This window comes from Streptomyces kronopolitis (assembly GCF_050953795.1).
Lineage (GTDB): Bacteria > Actinomycetota > Actinomycetes > Streptomycetales > Streptomycetaceae > Streptomyces > Streptomyces kronopolitis_A.
In genome coordinates, this window is record NZ_CP191850.1 from 218,475 (window position 1) to 237,435 (window position 18,961).

An 18,961-nucleotide genomic window follows, 5' to 3' on the forward strand; every position below is an offset into this window, starting at 1 on the left:
CGCCAGCCAGCGCATTCCCCTGGGCCGCAAACCCCTTGCCGCCGGCTACCGCTGCGACCGGCAGGTCGCCGATGTCGAGGCACTGCGCCACCACCTGGGCCTGGACCGCGTCGATGCCCTCGCCCACTCCGCGGCCGGCGATCTCGCCCTCCTCCACGCGGCCCGACACCCCGCGCGCACCCGGACGTTGACCCTGGTCACGGCCCGGGCCCGCGCCCTCGGCATCGACTACACCCATGAGCACCGCCCGGACCGTCGGCGCGTTCCTCGACCGTCCCGTTCAGCCCCGGCTGCTGCCGGCCCGGGCGAGCGCACCGATGAGGCTGCGGAGGGTCTCGCCCAGGCGTCAGCGCGCAGGGGTGCGTCTCCTTCAGACGGCGCACTTTCGGCGCACTTTCGGGTGAATGGCTCGCGGGGCGCGAGGCGGGGAGGGCGGGCTGTCGAGCCCAAGGGGTGAGACGGCGCGCGGGGGTCCGCGGCGCATCAGGTGTGCAGCAGCGGGCCTTGGACCGGCTGTACGGAAAGGTCGCAGCACGGCCACCACGTGGGGCTAACGCCCTTGCACGGGTTGGTAGTTGAAGTGGGGCCCGGTGCCTCATCCCCCTTCAGCGCCCCCGTCCAGCCCCACCCCTGTCAGCGCTCCAGCCCCGTCCAGCGACAGTCCGGACCGTCCTCCGCCCCGTGCCATAGTGCCCGCATGAAGACGATCGGGCTGCTCGGAGGCATGAGCTGGGAGTCGACGGCGGAGTACTACCGGCTGCTCAACGAAATGACGCGGGAGCGTCTGGGCGGCCTGCACTCCTCGCGCTGCGTGCTCTACTCCATGGACTTCGCGGAGATCGAACGGCTCCAGGCCGACGGGCACTGGGAGCAGGCCGCCGAGGCGCTGGCCGAAGCCGCCAGAGCGCTGGAGGCAGCCGGCGCCGACATACTGCTGATCTGCACGAACACCATGCACAAGGTCGCCGACCCGGTGGCCGCGGCCGTCACCGTCCCGCTGCTGCATCTCGCCGACACCACGGCGGAGGCCGTCCGCGACGGCGGTCTGCGACGCGTCGGGCTGCTGGGCACCGCGTTCACGATGGAGCAGGACTTCTACCGCGGCCGGCTGGCGAGCCACGGGCTGGAGGTGCTGGTCCCGGACGACGCCGGACGACGCATCGTCCACCGCACGATCTACGACGAGCTGTGTCAGGGCATCGTCCGTGAGGAGTCCCGGCAGTCGTTCATGGCCGTCATCAGGGATCTCGTCGCCGCCGGGGCCGAGGGCATCGTGCTGGGCTGCACCGAGATCGAGCTGCTCATCAAGGCGGAGCACAGCTCGGTGCCGGTATTCCCCACCACCCGGCTGCATGCCGAGGCCGCCGTCACCCGCGCGCTCGCCGGCACCGCGTGATCCCGCGGGCCCGAAGAGTCCGAAAGATCCGGCATTCCGCACCCTTTCCGACTTGAACACTGCGGAATCGCCAACTGACCACCGGTTTCGGGTGCTTGGGTCAGGAGCAGGTTTGAAGCCACGCCAGGTACGCTGACGTGGTGTCGAATACCGAGTTAGAGCGACTGGCCAGGATCCGGATGCACATCACCGGAGAGACGCTGGAACGCGCCATGGCCGTACTCGAAGGACACACCGCACCCCCCGAACCCCATACCGGGCCCGACACGGGGACCGACACCACAGCAGACCGCGACACCGAAGAGGCCATCCCGCCTGCGGATTCCGCAGAAGCAGGCCGGGCCGGTGACGGCAGCGAGCATGCACCCCGGCGGGACGAGAAGCGGACGCCCCAGCGTCGAGGTCATCTCCGCGGCCTCTGAGCGCGCCCCGATAAGCACGTCCCGGCGCGACGACATGCAGCCGGGTGCCGCCACACGAAGAGCCACCACTCCCCACCGAGGGTCACGGCCCGCCCCCGGCCCCGAACATACCGCTGCCGACCCTCCACGCTCGGTGAACGGTCGACGGGCAGCGCCCGGCCGCGGGAGAAGGCCCGCAGGTCAGCGGCTCACGGGGTGAGGGGCCGCGCCAGCATGGGCGTCTTGAGCATTTGATGCCCGCCGCTGGCCAGCATGCGCACCTCGCCGCGGTCGCTGATCTCTGCGCGTACGATCCCCGATTCATCCTCGTAGACCGGATATCCGCCGGCTCCCGCCCGCTCGGTACGCCGGACGATCACCACGTCGTCCTCCACAGCGGGCGCTTGAAATACCAGCTCATAGCTTTCCGGGTAATCCATCGTGGCCTCCCGAATACGTTCGGCAGGTGCTGGGGGCGGCGCTCCCCACGCCGCTGGACATGCGCCGCTGCACCTCGGCCCTTCCATCCTCACTCACTCCCGCCCGCCGCGCCTCGCAGAGCCACGGAGAGCAAGCCGTGTCCTCGCCGCGGCGGCTCCGGAGGTGCGCCCCGCCCCCGCGCGCTGTCACGGGAGCGGGGCGGATCCGAGAAGCGCCAGCAGCTCGGATAGTGACGAGAGCCACGCTACGGGGCACCACTGACAACGGCCGACCGGCAGACGGCCGGACAGCGGGGCAGCACCCGTCGGCATGTGCCGAGCGAACGGAGTGATCGTGACCGGGAACCCTCGGTTTTCCTTGGCGACGGTGGTCCTGGACTGCCCGGACGCCCACGCGCTCGCGGACTTCTACCGGCGGCTGCTCGGCTGGGAGGTGACCTGTAGCGAGCCGGACTGGGTGCTCGTCAGGAACCCGGAGGGCGGCACCGGGCTCTCGTTTCAGTCCGAGCCCGGATATCGGCCCCCGGTGTGGCCGGAAGAGCCCGGGGAACAGCAGAAGATGCTGCACCTCGACATCCGGGTCGATGATCTCGACGCGGCCGAGGCGTATGCGATCGCGGCGGGGGCGTCGCGCGCCGGGCCCCGGCCCCAGGACGATGTCCGGGTCCTGCTCGACCCGGCGGGACACCCGTTGTGCCTCTTCCTCCATTGAGGGGCATGGGAGGGCAGGGAGTTGAAGGCGTGAGCCCGCCGACGCCAGGACCCCCCGCCCCGCGCCTCCGCCGGCCTCTTCGATGATCGCGGAGCGTGTGGGAATGGACACATGCAGCCAGCGAGAGCGGATCTGGGGCCCGACGGTCCCTGCTGGTCAGGAAGTTGAGGGGGCGTGAGGACAGCGGCGCGGACCGTGTCTGCGGGCGGCGGGCGGGTGTGCGTGGAGTCGCGTTGTCACTGTCTGCCCCTAGCATGGCTCATATGTCCCCAACTCCTTCTGCCCACACTGACGTCCCCGTTCCCGCCGCTGAGGCGAACGAATCGATTCGGCGATTCGTCCGCGCCCGGCGCGGATTGGCGTGGTCGGCACAGGACATGGCGGAGTATGCGGTGCTGCTGGAGATCTGGACGCTCGCGGTGCGCGCGGAACTGACGCAGGTCGTCGAGGCCGCGTAGCCCTGACGGCCGGCGCGGCGGCCCGTGCGAGCCGGACCGGTGACCGGCGCCGTCCCCTCGGCAATCTCCGTTCGGGTGACGGGCCGGCTGAGGCGCCGCGTTAGCCGAGCGTTAGTGGAGCGGCAGCCACCGGAGCCAAGCTGAGTACGTTCCGCGCACCGAAGCGGAACGAACGCCGACGACCATCGGCGCAGCCCATGCCGAAGCCACCGCGGCGACGGCTCCGCGATTCCACCGGAAGCGGAGCCGCAGCGTGCACACAAAGGGGATTCTCATGTCCTGGCACAAGGACCCCGAGACCGACGTCGACTCCACCGGCACCGCCATGCCCGCCGCAGCCGGCCTCGGCACCGGCTCGACCCCCGCGCTCCGCCGTGGACGCACGCTCGTCGCCGCGTCGCTGATCGCCGTCGCCGCGTTCTCGCTGACCGCCTGCGGCACCGGCCAGAGCGCCCCCAAGCCGAGCACCAAGGTCTCGACGAGCCCCAACCCCTCGGACGCGTCCAGGGAGGCGGCGTCCCTAGGCGATACCGCGGCCAAGGAGGACGCTGCGATGGGCCGGAAGACCCGGGAGCCCGCGAAGGGCGCCGGGGAGCGCACCAAGTCGAGCGGCGGCAAGGCCGACGGCGGCAGCTCCTCGTCCGGCGCGACCAAGGGTGCCGACACGAGCTCTGATGCGGGGTCCAGCGCTGCGGCCGGTTCCGGATCGGCGCCTCGGAGCAAGGGCGTGAACGGCACCTGGACCGGCGTCCTCGCGTACCTGGCCCCCGGCAAGCTGACCGTGACGCCGGACTCCGGAACCGAGCAGGCCTTCTACGTCGGCTCGGGAACCACGGCCCTTGGCGCGGCCACGATCTGCGCGTCGAACGACAACGTCACCATCGACAGCGGCGGCTACGGCACCTCCCCGTGCACCACGGCGCAGCTGGAAGCGGCGGCCAAGATGGGCTCCGTCGAGGTCCGGGCCACCGTCGAGGACGGCGTCGCGACGAGGATCGCCGAGCACTACCACCCCTGAGCACCGGACGGGCACGACGTGCCGACGAACCGGCCGGCGCCCTGGTGCCGGCCCCCTCCGGATACCCGCACCACGACGTCCGATTTCCGCCAGCCGAGGAGCGCAGGCACCCGCAGACTCGAAGCGTGAGAGCACCACACGCACGCACACGCGCACCGCTCGCTGCCGCTGGTCCGCCGATGACCTCGCCCCTCCTCCCTCCGGCGGAGGCAGCCGCATACGGCCCGCTCCCCTCCCCCGCCCCGCACACCGACGCCGAACTCGCCGCCCTGCTGGACCTCACGACCTCCTCCCGGACCCGCATCTCCACCGTGGTGGTCGGGCACAGCCGGGACGCCGCATCGCGTGCGGCCGCCGCGGCCTTCATCGAGGGGTGGCAGGCGCACGGCCGGCCGCCGGTCCTGGCAGTGGTCGACTGGCCGGAGTCCGCCGCCTCCTGGCTCCGGGCTGCCGGCCGCTTCACCTCCGGGGATCCCGATGCCTGGGTGGTGGCCGCCGCCCCGCTGGGCTGGGCACAGATGAGCCGCCGGCTGCGCCACAGCACCGGCTGGAACCCGGCCCGAACCTACGGCTTCGCGGCGCTCGGCGACTCGCGCGTCCCCGCCCTCGCGGGCCCCGGAACGCTCCAGGGCCTGCGCGGCGCCGACGCGGAAGGCGGCATCTGGTCGATCGACCGCGGCTGGGTCGTCCATCTGTGACCGCCACCGGCCCCTCGGGTGCCGAGGCCTTCTCGTGGCACGCTGTAAGCAGTCAGCGAGGAGGCAGGAGCACATGAGCAGCCCACTTCCCGGCTTCGAGAACATCGGGGACCCCGGGGGCACCGACGGCGCTGACAGCACCGGGCCTCGTCAGCCCGCCGCCGCCGACCCGAGCGGCGCCGCCGATGCTGCCCGCCGAGAAATCGCGCCCGGCGCCGTCCACGTCCCCGGCTGGCTCCCCCTGGCGCAGCAGCGCGAGCTCGTCACGGCCTGCCGGGGCTGGGCTCGGGGTCCGGCTCCGATCCGTCACACCAAGCTCCCGCGCGGCGGCGTGATGTCCGTCCAGACCGTGTGCATCGGCTGGCACTGGCAGCCGTACGCCTACACCCGCACCGCCGACGATGTGAACGGCGCGCGGGTGGCCGCCTTCCCCCACTGGATGGTCGAGTTGGGCCGTCGCGCACTCGCCGCGGCCTACCAGGACGCCACCGCCGGTGACGGCTACACACCGGACACCGCGCTGATCAACTTCTATGACGGCCAGGCCAAACTCGGCATGCACCAGGACAAGGAAGAGCGCTCCCCCGCGCCGGTCGTCTCCCTCAGCATCGGCGACACCTGCGTCTTCCGGTTCGGCAACACCGAGACGCGCACCAAGCCGTACACCGACGTCGAGCTGGCCTCCGGCGACCTCTTCGTCTTCGGCGGCCCGTCCCGCTTCGCGTACCACGGGGTGACCAAGGTCCGGCCGGGCACCGGCGACCCGGCATGCGGCCTGACCAGCGGACGCCTCAACATCACGATGCGGGTGACCGGGCTCGACGGGTAGCAGCGTGCGCCCTGGTGCGGTGGAGCGGACCGGCCGCCACCACCCCGGTGGCACCCACCGAAAGCGCCCTCCGCCCTCCGAGCGGCAGACACAGCCCGGAGACCACCGGAGACCACCGAAGACCACTGGACATCGCCGGACATCGCCGGGCGCAGGCGGCACACTGGACTCATGTGCCGCAGTATTAAAACGCTCCGCCCGCCCACCACCCCCGAGGTCACCGACGAGGACATCCGGGCGGCGGCCTTGCAGTACGTCCGCAAGGTCTCCGGCTTCCGTGCCCCCGCCGCCCACAACCGCGAGGTCTTCGACCAGGCCGTCGACGCCGTGACGGCCGCGACCCAAGAGCTCCTCGACGGCCTCCAGATCCGCGGCTCCGCCGGCGCCCGCCGCGGTCCACAGGCGGAGGCTCATTAGGGCCGACCCGGCATCGTCACCGGTCGAGCCACGTTTCTGAGCAGCGCCTGAACCGTCAGGTGATCGCTCGGGTACTGTCCGTGGGCGGAGTGCGCGTGTGACCGTGCCCGCGTCGACAGCGCACGCCAGTGGAGGTCACGTCCCGATCCGCGCCACATCCCCCGGCACCGCAGCCGACTGAGCCGACGGATCAACCGGCTTGCATCCTCCCGGGAGTTGGTCAGCGGACGGGGGTCTGCCCTCCGACCACCGGCGCCACCCGCCGGACTCCCCGCTTTCTCGTCCCCCTCCCTACCGGTCCCCCGCCGGCCCGCTCCAGTCCGCATGCCGGATGCGGGAGATCTCGCGCACCTCACCGACCGTGGCCCACTCGTCCTTCCCCAGCCGGGACAGCGGCTTCAGCCGGGAGATCTCGGGGTGCCCGTCGACCAGCACGTCCTGGGACACCGCCGCATGCACCACGCGCCCGAACACCACGGTGCCGTCGCCGATCCGCAGCGTGCTGTGCACCTCGCACTCCAGCGCCACCGGCGAGGCCGCCACCCGCGGCGGCTTGACCCGCAGACTCGGCTCGGTAGCGATCCCGGCCGCCTCGAACTCGCTCACCCCGTGGGGAAAGTCGGTCCCCGTGTCGTTGACCTGCTCGAAGAGCCCCTCCGGCGCCAGGTTCACGACGAACTGCCCGGTCGCCTCGACGTTGCGGAGGGTGTCCTTGCGTCCGACGGAGCTGAACTGCACCACGGGCGGCGCGACGCTGGCGATCGTGAAGAAGGAGTGCGGCGCGAGGTTGTGCGTCCCGTCCGCCGACGTGGTGGACACCCAGGCGATCGGCCGCGGCACCACGGTGGCGGTGAGCAGCCGGTAGAAGTCGTTGCGGGACATGGCAGCGGGATCGAAGTCAGTGCGCATGGTGATCAGTATCCAGGTGCGCGGCCGCGGACCGTACTGCGGATCCACGGCACCGCCAAACCCCTGAGCTCGGCGGAAGGTGCCCGGTAGCGGAGCCACCGAGCACCAGGAGCAGATCCCGTGCCTCCAGCAGCCCGCACCGTCTGGGAGGACTTCGAGGTCCCCGTCCATGCCCGCGGCGGACAGGTCACCCTCAACCTCCACGACCACCTGGCGGCCTACGCCCCCAAGCGCCCTGGCGCCTATCTGCGCATCTCCTCCGACCGCTTCGCCCGAGGACACGGGTGACGACCACGACCTGCGGAGGGAAGGTGTCCCGCCACCGCCGGTCAGTCTGCTGATGTAGCTACTGATGCCGCTCCGTGCCGGTCGCCTTCACGGCGGGTCACATTACGTCGCGATGACCGATGCCCGTCCGAAGCATGCTGCCTAGTGTCGTGTAAGTCCTGGCAGTAACGAATCGAAGGCGGGGCCCGGTGCGTCGGCTCACGTATTTCATCGGCTACAGCATCGACGGCTTCATCGCCGGCCCAGAAGGGCAATACGACGCCTCCTGCTTCGATGGCGACCTCAAGGCCGGGTTCTCGCCGAGTACCCGGAAACCATCCCGGCCCACGTCCATGGATTGCTGGGCATCACCGGCACGGCGAACGGGAGATTCGACACGGTCCTCATGGGGCGCGGCGCCTACGGGTCCGTGCTGCGCAGCGACGCCATCGGTCACTATCCCCATCTCCGGCAGTACGTGTTCTCCTCGTCCCTTACGCGGCCCCGTCCTGAGAGGTCGAAGTCGTAGCCGCCGACCCGGTGGAATTCGACCGCGGGCCGAAGCAGCAGCCGGGCATATCCATCTGGCTGAGCGGCTGCGCCGTTCTGGCAGGGCAATTGCTGCGAGAGGTGGATGAGTTGATCGTCATCCGCTACCCAGTGGTGTTCGGAGATGGCATTCCTCTGTTCCGCACCGCATTCGACCCCGCCGGCTTCACCCTGACCGGTTCCCGGGTCCTCACCACCGGCGCGACCCTCACCACGTACACCAAGCAGTAGGAGAACATGTGTTGTTCCGACCCACGACCGGGGCCGATACCCGGCGCGTCGTCGAGGTGGTCGTCGCTGAGCCCGTCGGCTGGATAGGCGCAGACCGCTACCTGGCCGAGAAGGCGCAGGGAATGTACCGCCCGGAGTGGACCTGGATCGCCGAAGACCGCGGGCGCGTATGGGCCCGAGCCCTGTGGTGGGGGAAGTCGGACAGTGCTCACCCCGTAGCCCTGGACTGCCTGCACGTCGACCCCGCACTTGGCAACCGTGCGGAAGTGGCGGCCGGGCTACTGGCTGCAGGGCTGCAGGCATTCGCCGCTCAGGGCGCGCCCAAGCCTCCGCAGTACAACCTGACGCTGTCCGTCGACTGGCGTCGCGATCCAGCCGCAGCGGCAGCCGTGGGCTGGCGGCGTCACGCCGCGAAGGCAGCCGGGCTCATCCACGAAGTGGAACGGCTGCGCCTGGAGTGGACACCCGACGTCGGCCTCCCCCCGGCCGGGGGCCGGTTGTCCTTCGCTCCGGCTTCGGACGAGGAGTTCCTGCAGCTGATGCGGCGGATAGCCGTCGGCAGCCTGGACGACGAAACCCGAAAGAACATCGCGGCCAAGGGCGCCGAAGCCACCGCCAGGGACGAGATGGACTTCTACCTCGGCTGCCCGGGCCGGCGCGAATGGTGGCGCGCGGCATACAGCCCGGACGGGCAGGTCGTGGGTCTCGCCATACCCTCCGCGACACCGTACGCCCGCAATGTCGGCTACCTCGGCGTCGTACCCGAGTTCCGCGGCCGCGGGTACGTGGACGACCTTCTCTCCGAGATCACCCGCATCCACGCGCGTACGAACGCCCAGCTGATCACCGCCACCACGGACACCGGCAACACACCCATGGCTGCGGCCTTCACCCGAGCCGGCTACCGGACGAAGGAGATACGGATGATCTATTCGGCGATGGTGGTGTGAGGACCGAGGGGCACACCCACTCCCGACCGGCGCGCCCGCACGCAGACGCCTCGGGCCGCGCCCGCAGGCAGACGCCTCGGGCCTGATCCTCGCCTTGGCCATCACCGGCCTTGTGGCCGAAGAGCACTCCGCAAGGCCGCCGGAAAGGTCCTCACGCCGGCGTCGGGGCCCCTTGGGCGTGCGCCTCTTCCCGATTCACCGCCCCACCGATAAAGGACGTTACGTTGTCTCCTGATCCGACCACCGTGCACCCTCTGCCCGCACACGACCGCGTGGTGTTCCTCAGCCCCCTGGTAACCTCACCGAAGATCGTCGTAGGCGAGTACACCTATTACGACGACCCCGACAGTGCGACAGACTTTGAGCACCGCAACGTGCTCTACGCCTATGGGCCGGAGCGCCTGGTCATCGGCAAGTACTGTGCCATCGCCGCGGGCACGAGGTTTCTGATGGCCGGCGCCGAGCATCCGACGATGGGCGCCTCCACGTTCCCCTTCACCATGTTCGGCGGCCGGTGGGCCGAACAGACCCTGGACATCGTCACCGCCATGCCGAGCCGCGGTGACACCGTCGTCGGCAACGACGTCTGGTTCGGCCACCAGGTGACGGTGATGCCCGGGGTGCGAATCGGAGACGGCGCCATCATCGCGGCCGGCGCGGTGGTCACCACCGATGTCGCCCCCTACACGATTGTGGGCGGCAATCCGGCCCGGCCCATCCGGCAACGCTTCGCCGAGGTAGACATCCAGCGCCTCCTGCGCGCCGCATGGTGGGACTGGCCCGCCGACCTGGTCACCGAGCACGCCCGCACGATCATGGCCGGGACCCCGGCCCAGGTCGAGAGCATCGCCAACGGGCTTAGCCAGCAGAGCAGTTGACGCACGCCCGCTCGAAGCAACGTCCTGCCGGGGCGAGACCCAGGGCCCATGAGTGTTCAGCGCATGTGCTCCGTGAGAAGCAGAGAGAAGTCTGATGCCAGTGCCGGCCGAGGAGTTGACGGTGACCGAACGGGGCAGCGGTCCGTACCCGCTCGTCGCGGGCCCGGACGGCGCCTTGTGGTTCACCGAACACCGCGGCGCCCTGCGTAACAGCAAGTACAGGATCCACGACAAATGAAATGAGACACACATGAAATACGCACTCGTGATATTCGAGACGGAGGAGTCGCGCCGTCGGATCCAGGCCCATCGGGACGCCCACCGAGGAGCATACGAAGCCTGGATCGGCCGGATCGCAGCGGAGGGCAAACTGATCAGCGGTGATGCGCTCGACACCGAGCGCATCACCCCGGTCACCGTACGCAAGGCCGCTGATGGAGCGCCCACGGTGACCGAAGGTCCTGTGCATGCCGGCGAAGAGACTCTCGGCGGCTGGTTCGTCGTCGATGTGGCCGACCGCGAGGAAGCGGTAGAACTGGCCAAGGGGCTCGGCACCCCCGAAACCGTCGAAGTCTGGCCACTGCTCGAAACCGCCTGAGCCGCCGCAGCACCGAAATACGTGAACGGAGTGGATGACTCGATGCGCACACCGAGGCCGGATGCCGATGGGTGGTCTGCGTAGCCGAAGCCCGGTCAAAGGCTGTACAAGGCTGGTGCGGACATCGCCGCAGTGCTCGCAATTTCTCCCACGCCGCCATCGCCGCGGTCTTTCCCCGCACGTACAGTGGTGATCATGACGCCGGGCTGTTGCCGGGGTCGGTGACCGGGGGGAACGGGCTATGCAGGGGCGTGGAGAAGAGCGGCGGCACATCGCACGGATACTCGCCGACGCCCACCGCGGAGCAGGCAGCGCCCAGCTACTGCACGGCGAAGCCGGCATCGGCAAGACCACCCTCCTGGAACACGCGGCCGCCCACGCAGAGGGCATGCGCGTGCTGCGGGTCGAGGGCATCGAGTCGGAGACGGAGATTGCCTTCGGCGGGCTCCATCAGCTCTTCCTGCCGGTGCTGGATCTGCTCGACCGCCTGCCGGGACCCCAGGCCGGGGCCCTGCGGGCGGTCTTCGGCTTGAGCGACGAAACCGTACGGGACCGGCTCACGCTCGGGCTCGCCACGCTGTCGCTGCTCTCCGAGGCAGCCGCGGAATGGCCCTTGCTGTGCCTGGTCGACGATCTGCAATGGCTCGACCAACCGTCCGTGGACGCACTGTCCTTCGCCGCCCGCCGGTTGCAGACCGAAGGCATCGCCATGCTCTTCGCCACCCGTGACGCCTCCCCGGGCAGTGGAGCCAAGGCACTGCCTCGCCTGCACGTCACCGGCGTCGACCGGGAATCGGCCGCCATGCTGCTGCCCGGACTTGCGCCTCCGGTCGCGGAGCGGATCATCGCCCAGGCGGAAGGCAACCCGCTGGCGCTGCAGGAGCTGGCTGCCGCACTGACCCCGGCGCAGCGGGCCGGACAGCTGGGGCCACTGGCGCTGCCCGATGCGCAGTCGACGCTGCCCAGCCGGCTGCAGGACGCGTTCGCCGAGCAGATACGCCGTCTCCCTGAAGGCACCCAGCGCATGCTCACGGTGGCCGCCGCCGACGACACCGGGGACCTCTCCACGGTGCTGGGGGCCGCAGGCCGGCTCGGTGGGGGGACCAGGGATCTGGAGCCCGCCGAGCGCGCCGGGCTCATCTTCGTCTCCGCGCAGAGGCTGCGTTTCCGCCACCCCCTCATCCGGTTCGCCGCCTACCAGCAGGCCCCGCTCGCCTGGCGACTCGCGGTGCACCAGGCGCTGGTGACGGTCCTGGACGGTTCCCGGCACGCACACCGTCGCGCCTGGCACCTGGCAGCCGCCGCGACCGGACCGGACGAGCAGATCGCCGCGGAGTTGGAGCGAGTCGCCGAATGGGCGGGCAGCAGACAGGCGATGGCATCCGCGTCCGCCGCGCACGAGCGGGCCGCCCACCTCACCGCCGACACGCAAAGACGCGCCCGCCGCCTGATCAACGCCGCTCAGAAGGCGAGCGAGGCCGGTCAGGACGAACGCTGCCGCGCGCTCACCGATCAGGTTCCGCTGCCGCTGCGGGACCCGGGCATGGCAGCGGACTTCGCCCGCGTACGCGCCGTGGTCGAACTGGGCTACGGCAGTCCCGGCCGAGCCGCCCACATCCTGACCGAATGCGCGGACTCGGTCTCCGCCGACCGCCCCGACAAGCTCGCCCCGCTGTTGACGGACGCGCTCCATGCGGCCTACTGCGCGGGCGACGCAGACCTCCTCACCGAGATCGGCGCCCGCACTCCCCACCTGCCCCTCATGGCCGTGCCCGCCCAACTGTTCACCGATGACATCCCCAGGGCACGCCAGACGCTGGACGCTCTCATGCCGGCCGGCCGGCTCACCGGCAACGGGCTCATGCACCAGCTGATGACCGGGATCTACTGCCAACTGATCGCCCATCACGAAGCCGCGCACGAGGTGGCCACCGCCACGGTCGCCCACTGCCGCGAGCAGGGCGTCGGCGGATGGCTGCCCACCGCACTGCACCTGTGCGCCCAGGCCGAGCTGGCACTCGGTCGGCACGGCGACGCACAAGCACACGCCACCGAAGCGCTCCGGCTGGCCGACTACTACGCTCTGGACCACCGGGCCGCCCACCTACGCGCCCTGTTGGCGGTGCTCGCAGCCGTCCGGGGCGAGGAGGAACCGGCCCGGGAACTGGCCTCCTTGGCACTGGGCTACACGCGGCCCCGCGATGTCGGACGGGGCACGGCGGACGCGCTGTGGGCGCTGGGACTGCTCGACCTCGGCCTCGGCCGCGCTCAGGCCGCACTGGAACACCTGGAGGCGGCGCGACGGGCTGCGGGCCACCCCCTCCTGGCGCGACACCTGCTGCCCGATGTGATCGAGGCCGCCGTTCGCGCCGGACACCCGGAGCGGGCGAAGGAACCCGCAACGCAGCTCATGGCATGGGCGGCCGACCTCCAGCAGTCCCACTTCGCCGCACAGGCCCACCGCTGTGCGGCCCTGACCAGCCCTGACGCGCAGGCCGAGCAGCACTACGTTGCGGCCCTGACCCTTCATGCCGGTGGTGGTGACTTCGACCGGGCCCGCACCGAACTGCTCTACGGCGAGTGGCTGCGCCGCTCGCGCCGCAAGCTCGACGCCCGTGAGCACCTGCGCACCGCAATGAAGCTCTTCATCAAACTGGACACCCAGCCATGGGCCCGCCGGGCGTGCACAGAACTGCAGGCGGCCGGCGAGACCCCTGACGTGACCGAGCCCGCCCGCTCACCCATCGGCCGCCTGAGCTCGCAGGAACGCGAGGTCGTGCGGCTTGCGGCCACCGGGGCCACCAACCGTGAAATCGCCACGCAACTGTTCCTGAGCCCCCGCACCGTCGGGCACCACCTCTACCGCGCGTTCCCCAAGCTCGGCATCAGCTCACGCACAGAGCTCGCCGATCTGCTCGCCTCCTGACGCCCCACTCGCGACGCGCAATATCACTCACGTGCAGCGCCTGACACCTCTCAGTGGTTCACCGTTGCCACCGGAATTTCGCGAGCCCCGCGCCCAGGAACTCAAGCCATTCATGCACGGCCGGACCCCTACGTTGTTCGAGTCGCGGAATGCACCGGCCGGCCCATATCTCCCGGGCAACGGCCGGTCCTCCTACAAAGCGGTCGCGGTCAGCCAGACCGGCCACCTTCGCGATGCCGTGCGGCTAACTGCCGCACGGAGGCGAAGAGAGCCGGTTCTCGAGCGGCGGTGAAGGCCCCGGAGAAGCCGTCGCAATGCGAAGGCGAGGCTTCTGCGGGATCCTGGGGTCCTGGGGGCGCGCCCGGAAATGGTGACACATGACACCGCACCCAGCGAGGAGGGCGGGCTGTGACGAGCGAGTCTGATACGGGCGGCGGGAGCCGTGGCCAGGCCGGGGCGGCTCCGCTCTCGGCGGTCGAGTTGCGCGTCAACGATCAGGTGCGGCGGCTGGAGCTGGATCCGCGGACCTCGCTGCTCGACGCGTTGCGTGAGCATCTGCGGCTGAGCGGCACCAAAAAGGGGTGCGACCATGGCCAGTGCGGCGCCTGCACCGTGCTTGTCAACGGCCGGCGGATCAATTCCTGTCTGACGCTGGCCGTCATGCACGAAGGCGACGAGGTGGTGACGATCGAGGGTCTGGGCGAACCCGATGATCTGCATCCCATGCAGCGCGCCTTTGTCGAGTGTGATGGCTTCCAGTGTGGTTACTGCACTCCGGGCCAGATCTGTTCCGCCGTCGGCATGCTGGCGGAGGTGCGGGCGGGTTCGCCCAGTCACGCCACCGCTGAAGTCGACTCGTCGCGGATCGCGTTGACCGATGAGGAGATCCGCGAGCGGATGAGCGGCAACATCTGCCGGTGCGCCGCCTATCCGAACATCGTCGCGGCCATCCGCGGCATCGCGGAGGAAGGCACCGTATGAGGCCCTTCACCTACGAGCGGCCGACGGACGCACGGGCCGCCGTGTCCGCGGTGTCCAGAAGCGGCGCCAAGTTCATCAGCGGCGGCACCAATCTGCTCGACCTGATGAAGCTCGACATCGAGCATCCCAGTCATCTGATCGACATCAGCAGGCTTCCGATGCGGGACATCGAGGAGCTGCCGGACGGCGGGCTGCGCATCGGCGCCCAGGCGGTGAATTCCGACGTGGCCGCAGATGACCGGGTACGCACCCGCTATCCGGTGCTGTCGCAGGCGCTGGTGTCCGGCGCCTCGGGCCAGTTGCGCAACAAGGCGTCCACCGGGGGAAACCTGTTGCAGCGCACTCGCTGCCCCTACTTCTACGACACGGCTGCCGGCTGCAACAAGCGGGATCCCGGATCCGGCTGCTCGGCGATCGGCGGGTTCAATCGGATCCACGCGGTCCTCGGCGCCAGCGAGGCCTGCATCGCCACGCACCCCTCGGACATGGCCGTCGCGATGACCGCCCTGGAGGCGGAGATCGAGCTGCTCGACACCGAGGGATCGGTACGCCGCGTCGTCATCACGGACTTCTTCCGGCTGCCCGGAGACACCCCGCACCTGGAGACCGTACTGCGGCCCGGCGAGTTGATCACGGGCGTGATCCTGCCCCCTCCCCCGCCGGGCCGGCAGCTCTACCGCAAGGTGCGCGACCGGGCGTCCTACGAGTTCGCGCTGGTGTCCGTGGCGGCGGTCGTCTCGACCGAGCGAGGAATGATCAGCGAAGCGCGGGTTGCGTTCGGTGGTGTGGCGCACAAGCCGTGGCGGTCCTTCGAGGCGGAGGCCGCCCTGATCAGCCGCCCTGCCGAGATGGCCACCTATCGCGACGCCGCCCGGGCCGCGATGCGCGACGCCGTGGGCCAGGGGCACAACGACTTCAAGATCGAGCTGGCTCGGCGCACGCTGTGCCGCACGCTGGCACAAGCGGCCCGGTCGAGCTGAGGAGGCGGGATGATCGGGCAGCCTGTGAACCGCGTCGACGGGCCGTTGAAGGTCTGCGGCAGGGCCACCTACGCCTACGAGTTCTGGGACGCCGGCCAGCCACTCTACGGTTGCATCGTCGGCGCGACGATCGGCAAGGGTCGCATCACCCGCATCCATACCGAGAGTGCCGAACGTGCCCTGGGTGTACGAATGGTGATGACGCATCAGAATGCTCCGGTGCAAGGTGTCCGTGATGAGTCGGTCCAGTTCGAGTATTGGCGCGCCCAGCCGGTGCTGACCGGCCCGGACATTCACTATCACGGCGAGCCGGTGGCACTCGTCGTCGCCGCGACCTTCGAGCAGGCCCGAGCGGCGGCCGATCTCCTCGAGGTGGAGTACGCCGTCGGCCGGGGACGTTTCGCCTTCGCCGCGGACGACGACGAGGCGTACGTCCCCAAAGTGGTCAACGCCGGGCTCCCCACCGATACCGCGGTGGGTGATTTCGAGGCCGGATACCGTGCCGCCGCTGTACGGGTCGACCAGAGCTACACCACGCCGTACGAGTTCTCGATGCCGATGGAACCGCACGCGTGCCTGGTGGAACCGCGCGGCGAGGACCTGGTCGTCCACGTCAGCTCACAGATCGTCGATGCGGCACAGACCTCGGTCGCCGCCACACTGCGGATGGACCCTGAGCGGATTCACATCGTCACCCCGTTCGTCGGCGGGGGCTTCGGCTCCAAGCTGGGCATCCACGCCGAGACGATCCTGGCGGCGCTGGCCGCCCGCGTGCTGGGCCAACCCGTCAAGGTCGCGCTGACCCGGCAGCAGATCTTCCAACTCGTCGGTATGCGCCCCACATCGAGCCAGCGGGTTCGGCTGGCAGCGGGGCGCGACGGAACACTGACGGCGATCGCTCATGACGTCACCATGCACACCAACCCCGACCTGGAGTTCGCCGAGCAGACGGCCGCCACCACCCGCAGCCTCTACGCCGCGCCCCACAGATTGACCAGCCACCGGCTCACACCGCTCGATCTGCCGCGCGGGTCGGATGTCCGCGCGCCGGGCGAGGCGCCGGGCCTGCTGGCGGTCGAGTCAGCGATGGATGAGCTGGCCCACGCGCTCGGGATGGACCCGATCGAGGTGCGGATCCGCAACGAGCCCACCGTCGACCCCGAGCGGGATGTGCCGTACAGCGACCGCCACCTGGTCGACTGCCTGCGTGACGGCGCGCGCCGGTTCGGCTGGGAGCACCGGCCGGCCACGCCCGCGAGTCTGCGCGAGGGACGATGGCTGGTCGGCTACGGCATGTCTGCCGCCATCCGCGGGCACTTCCAAGGGCCGACAGCGGTGCAGGTGCGGCTGGAGGCGGACGGCACCGGCGTCGTCCGGACGGACATGACCGACATCGGCACGGGCACGTACACCATCCTGACCCAGGTCGTGGCGGACGGACTCGGACTGCCGGCCGACCGGGTACGGGTGGAGCTCGGGCGCTCCGGGCTGCCCTCCAGCTGGGGATCCGGTGGCTCGTGGGGCGCCGCCAACTCCTGCGCCGCGGCGGCTCGGGCGTGCGCGGCGCTGCGGGAGAAGGTGCTGGTCGTGGCATGCGGCGACGCGCACTCTCCGCTGCACGGCCTGGACCCGGCCGGTGCCCGTTTCGGCGACGGCAGCGTACGCATCGGTGGCGCGGAAGGCGCGTCCCAGACACTGAGCGACATCGTGGCCCGCAACCATCCCGAGGGCATGGAGGCGCAGGGCGAGATCCGCTTCATGGGCGACGATCCGAACTACGCGGACTACTCGATCCACACCTACGGCGCCCACTTCGCCGAGGTCGGGGTCGACGCCGACACCGCCGAGATCCGACTGCGGCGGATGCTGGGGGTGTTCTCCGTGGGGCGCGTGCTCAATCCGAAGACAGCGCGTTCACAGTTGATCGGCGGCATGATCTGGGGCGCCGGCGCGGCCCTCGAGGAGGAGGCCGTGGTCGACCCGCGATCCGGCGCCTTCGTCAACCGGGACCTCGCGCAATATCTGGTCCCCGTCCATGCCGACGTCCCCGACGTCGACGCCGTCATACTCGACGGATACGACGACAAGGCCAACCTCCTGGGCGCGAAGGGCGTCGGTGAGCTGGGCATCTGCGGGGCCGGCGCGGCGGTGGCGAACGCGGTGTTCAACGCCACGGGCCGGCGCGTGCGCGACTTCCCCATCACGATCGAGAAGCTGTTGCCCGGCTTGCCGGTCGTGGACGCCTGACTCTGTAGCCGCACCCCCTGCCTCTCAGCACAGGTCGACCATGCAGTCACTGAGTTGACGCGTTCGGCACCGCGCAGGGTGCCCCCTGCCCATCGCGGGACTGGCACAGTTCACGCTCAACCCCGTGGACCTGGCCCTGCTCGCCCCGGGTGTCCGCCCGTGCGCTCGCCTCGCTCGCGCGTGCAGCACCGTCCAGCTCATTGAGCTGCTCCTCGCACGTGCCTGGGCCACCGCCCTGACAGGTTCAGATCGCCCGCTGTCACAGCGCCGGCCACCCCAGGACGTCACCCGGGTGGCGCGAACCGGGCTGGTCACCGCCCTCGGCGTCGGGGCGGTCATCGGAGCGGTGAGGTACTCCGTCGCGTCCCTCGCACTGACCTCGCTGGGAGCGGCCGGCACGTCCACGGGCCGGGGACCGCCGACCGCCGACTGGTGGCGTTCTCCGTTCCGTTCGCCGCCGTGTCCTTCACCCTCCAGGCCGCCTGCGTCGGCATCGGCGCCACTCGCGCCACGATGTACACCGCCAACTCGTCAACGTGGTGAATCTGCCGCTCAGCCTGCTCCTGATCTTCCACGCCGGTCTTGGTGTCACCAAGACCGCCCTGTCCACCCTCGCGGCCACAACGGCCGGAACCGGATGCCTGGGACTGCTGTTCGTGCCAATGGCGCTGATCACCGCCAACGTCAACCATCTCTCGCCGCATGCGGTCACCTGCTTCGACCGACGGCCCGTGGTCATCGCCGGGCTGTTGATCGTCGCGCTGGGCCGTGGCGTGCTGCTCCCCATCGACCCCGGCACGCTCCTGTGGGCGACCGCCCTGCTGACGAGGGAGCCGCTGGGCACCGGCGGCTCCCTCGTCATGCCGGCGCTGACCTCGCTGATGTTCGACAGCGTCGCCGCGGAGCGGGCCGGCACGGTGGCAGCGCTGCTCGTCCGGCCGGTGTAGGGCTCATCCCCGCGGGCGGCAGCCGGTAGAAGCCGTTGCGGGACATGGCAGCGGGATCGAAGTCAGTGCGCATGGGGGCGCCGTACTGAGGGATCAGTACGGCGCCCCGCCGGTCCGGCCGTCGGCGGC

Annotated in this window: 20 protein-coding genes; 18 read left to right on the forward strand and 2 right to left on the reverse strand. The window is 70.3% G+C overall.

The window, feature by feature from the left end; genetic code table 11:
* Positions 1-19 precede the first annotated feature (19 nt).
* Together ACQP17_RS01015 and ACQP17_RS01020 are read left to right on the forward strand one after the other, a co-directional pair.
* The gene (locus ACQP17_RS01015; RefSeq protein WP_433859806.1) at positions 20-457 is read left to right on the forward strand and encodes an alpha/beta fold hydrolase; all 438 of its coding nucleotides are present in this window, start codon (positions 20-22) and stop codon (positions 455-457) included.
* Positions 458-697: 240 nt separating this feature from the next.
* The gene (locus tag ACQP17_RS01020) at positions 698-1,396 is read left to right on the forward strand and encodes an aspartate/glutamate racemase family protein (RefSeq protein ID WP_433854453.1); all 699 of its coding nucleotides are present in this window, start codon (positions 698-700) and stop codon (positions 1,394-1,396) included.
* Positions 1,397-2,006: 610 nt separating this feature from the next.
* On the opposite strand, the gene ACQP17_RS01025 is transcribed toward ACQP17_RS01020, so the two are convergent.
* The gene (locus ACQP17_RS01025; protein WP_093481578.1) at positions 2,007-2,237 is read right to left on the reverse strand and encodes a DUF6296 family protein; all 231 of its coding nucleotides are present in this window, start codon (positions 2,235-2,237) and stop codon (positions 2,007-2,009) included.
* 334 nt (positions 2,238-2,571) lie between these two features.
* Here ACQP17_RS01025 and ACQP17_RS01030 point away from each other — a divergent pair, with 334 nt between their 5' ends.
* The 5 genes from ACQP17_RS01030 to ACQP17_RS01050 all read left to right on the forward strand — a co-directional run bounded on the left by ACQP17_RS01030 (position 2,572) and on the right by ACQP17_RS01050 (position 6,369).
* On the forward strand, positions 2,572-2,949 hold the full coding sequence (locus tag ACQP17_RS01030) for a VOC family protein (RefSeq protein ID WP_433854454.1): 378 nt from the start codon (positions 2,572-2,574) through the stop codon (positions 2,947-2,949).
* A 732-nt stretch (positions 2,950-3,681) separates the two neighbouring features.
* Complete coding sequence (locus tag ACQP17_RS01035; RefSeq protein WP_433854455.1) at positions 3,682-4,425, forward strand: hypothetical protein; 744 nt, start codon at positions 3,682-3,684, stop codon at positions 4,423-4,425.
* A 179-nt stretch (positions 4,426-4,604) separates the two neighbouring features.
* Positions 4,605-5,123: a hypothetical protein gene (locus ACQP17_RS01040; protein WP_433854456.1), complete on the forward strand. Its 519-nt coding sequence runs from the start codon at positions 4,605-4,607 to the stop codon at positions 5,121-5,123.
* Positions 5,124-5,196: 73 nt separating this feature from the next.
* Positions 5,197-5,952, forward strand: coding sequence for an alpha-ketoglutarate-dependent dioxygenase AlkB family protein (locus ACQP17_RS01045; protein WP_433854457.1), 756 nt, complete (start codon positions 5,197-5,199; stop codon positions 5,950-5,952).
* Between the two features lie 171 nt (positions 5,953-6,123).
* Entirely contained in the window at positions 6,124-6,369 is a 246-nt protein-coding gene (locus ACQP17_RS01050; protein ID WP_364879634.1) for a DUF2277 domain-containing protein, read from the forward strand.
* A 291-nt stretch (positions 6,370-6,660) separates the two neighbouring features.
* On the opposite strand, the gene ACQP17_RS01055 is transcribed toward ACQP17_RS01050, so the two are convergent.
* Positions 6,661-7,278, reverse strand: coding sequence for a flavin reductase family protein (locus tag ACQP17_RS01055; protein ID WP_433854458.1), 618 nt, complete (start codon positions 7,276-7,278; stop codon positions 6,661-6,663).
* A 120-nt stretch (positions 7,279-7,398) separates the two neighbouring features.
* Here ACQP17_RS01055 and ACQP17_RS01060 point away from each other — a divergent pair, with 120 nt between their 5' ends.
* The 11 genes from ACQP17_RS01060 to ACQP17_RS01110 all read left to right on the forward strand — a co-directional run bounded on the left by ACQP17_RS01060 (position 7,399) and on the right by ACQP17_RS01110 (position 18,832).
* Positions 7,399-7,566, forward strand: coding sequence for a hypothetical protein (locus ACQP17_RS01060; protein WP_433854459.1), 168 nt, complete (start codon positions 7,399-7,401; stop codon positions 7,564-7,566).
* Positions 7,567-8,085: 519 nt separating this feature from the next.
* Positions 8,086-8,325: a hypothetical protein gene (locus ACQP17_RS01065; protein ID WP_433854460.1), complete on the forward strand. Its 240-nt coding sequence runs from the start codon at positions 8,086-8,088 to the stop codon at positions 8,323-8,325.
* An 8-nt stretch (positions 8,326-8,333) separates the two neighbouring features.
* Positions 8,334-9,275 carry a GNAT family N-acetyltransferase gene (locus ACQP17_RS01070; RefSeq protein WP_433854461.1) on the forward strand — a complete coding sequence of 314 codons (942 nt, stop codon included), beginning with the start codon at positions 8,334-8,336 and terminating at the stop codon, positions 9,273-9,275.
* Positions 9,276-9,499: 224 nt separating this feature from the next.
* Complete coding sequence (locus tag ACQP17_RS01075; RefSeq protein WP_433854462.1) at positions 9,500-10,153, forward strand: CatB-related O-acetyltransferase; 654 nt, start codon at positions 9,500-9,502, stop codon at positions 10,151-10,153.
* A gap of 94 nt (positions 10,154-10,247) precedes the next feature.
* Entirely contained in the window at positions 10,248-10,391 is a 144-nt protein-coding gene (locus ACQP17_RS01080; protein WP_433854463.1) for a hypothetical protein, read from the forward strand.
* A gap of 12 nt (positions 10,392-10,403) precedes the next feature.
* Positions 10,404-10,751: a YciI family protein gene (locus tag ACQP17_RS01085; RefSeq protein ID WP_433854464.1), complete on the forward strand. Its 348-nt coding sequence runs from the start codon at positions 10,404-10,406 to the stop codon at positions 10,749-10,751.
* Positions 10,752-10,992: 241 nt separating this feature from the next.
* The gene (locus ACQP17_RS01090; RefSeq protein WP_433854465.1) at positions 10,993-13,677 is read left to right on the forward strand and encodes an ATP-binding protein; all 2,685 of its coding nucleotides are present in this window, start codon (positions 10,993-10,995) and stop codon (positions 13,675-13,677) included.
* Between the two features lie 408 nt (positions 13,678-14,085).
* Complete coding sequence (locus ACQP17_RS01095) at positions 14,086-14,658, forward strand: 2Fe-2S iron-sulfur cluster-binding protein (protein ID WP_433854466.1); 573 nt, start codon at positions 14,086-14,088, stop codon at positions 14,656-14,658.
* Positions 14,655-15,638, forward strand: coding sequence for an FAD binding domain-containing protein (locus ACQP17_RS01100; protein ID WP_433854467.1), 984 nt, complete (start codon positions 14,655-14,657; stop codon positions 15,636-15,638). Before ACQP17_RS01095 ends, ACQP17_RS01100 begins: the two co-directional genes overlap by 4 nt.
* A 9-nt stretch (positions 15,639-15,647) precedes the next feature.
* Complete coding sequence (locus ACQP17_RS01105) at positions 15,648-17,885, forward strand: molybdopterin cofactor-binding domain-containing protein (protein WP_433854468.1); 2,238 nt, start codon at positions 15,648-15,650, stop codon at positions 17,883-17,885.
* Between the two features lie 536 nt (positions 17,886-18,421).
* Positions 18,422-18,832, forward strand: coding sequence for a hypothetical protein (locus ACQP17_RS01110; RefSeq protein WP_433854469.1), 411 nt, complete (start codon positions 18,422-18,424; stop codon positions 18,830-18,832).
* Positions 18,833-18,961 lie beyond the last annotated feature (129 nt).

Bases quoted from the DNA above. Each gene is read 5' to 3' on its own strand.
- ACQP17_RS01080 (WP_433854463.1), top strand. From the start codon at position 10,248: ATGCCAGTGCCGGCCGAGGAGTTGACGGTGACCGAACGGGGCAGCGGT.
- ACQP17_RS01090 (WP_433854465.1), top strand. From the start codon at position 10,993: ATGCAGGGGCGTGGAGAAGAGCGGCGGCACATCGCACGGATACTCGCC.
- ACQP17_RS01040 (WP_433854456.1), top strand. From the start codon at position 4,605: ATGACCTCGCCCCTCCTCCCTCCGGCGGAGGCAGCCGCATACGGCCCG.
- ACQP17_RS01100 (WP_433854467.1), top strand. From the start codon at position 14,655: ATGAGGCCCTTCACCTACGAGCGGCCGACGGACGCACGGGCCGCCGTG.
- ACQP17_RS01085 (WP_433854464.1), top strand. From the start codon at position 10,404: ATGAAATACGCACTCGTGATATTCGAGACGGAGGAGTCGCGCCGTCGG.
- ACQP17_RS01020 (WP_433854453.1), top strand. From the start codon at position 698: ATGAAGACGATCGGGCTGCTCGGAGGCATGAGCTGGGAGTCGACGGCG.
- ACQP17_RS01035 (WP_433854455.1), top strand. From the start codon at position 3,682: ATGTCCTGGCACAAGGACCCCGAGACCGACGTCGACTCCACCGGCACC.
- ACQP17_RS01045 (WP_433854457.1), top strand. From the start codon at position 5,197: ATGAGCAGCCCACTTCCCGGCTTCGAGAACATCGGGGACCCCGGGGGC.
- ACQP17_RS01055 (WP_433854458.1), bottom strand. From the start codon at position 7,278: ATGCGCACTGACTTCGATCCCGCTGCCATGTCCCGCAACGACTTCTAC.
- ACQP17_RS01050 (WP_364879634.1), top strand. From the start codon at position 6,124: ATGTGCCGCAGTATTAAAACGCTCCGCCCGCCCACCACCCCCGAGGTC.
- ACQP17_RS01105 (WP_433854468.1), top strand. From the start codon at position 15,648: ATGATCGGGCAGCCTGTGAACCGCGTCGACGGGCCGTTGAAGGTCTGC.
- ACQP17_RS01025 (WP_093481578.1), bottom strand. From the start codon at position 2,237: ATGGATTACCCGGAAAGCTATGAGCTGGTATTTCAAGCGCCCGCTGTG.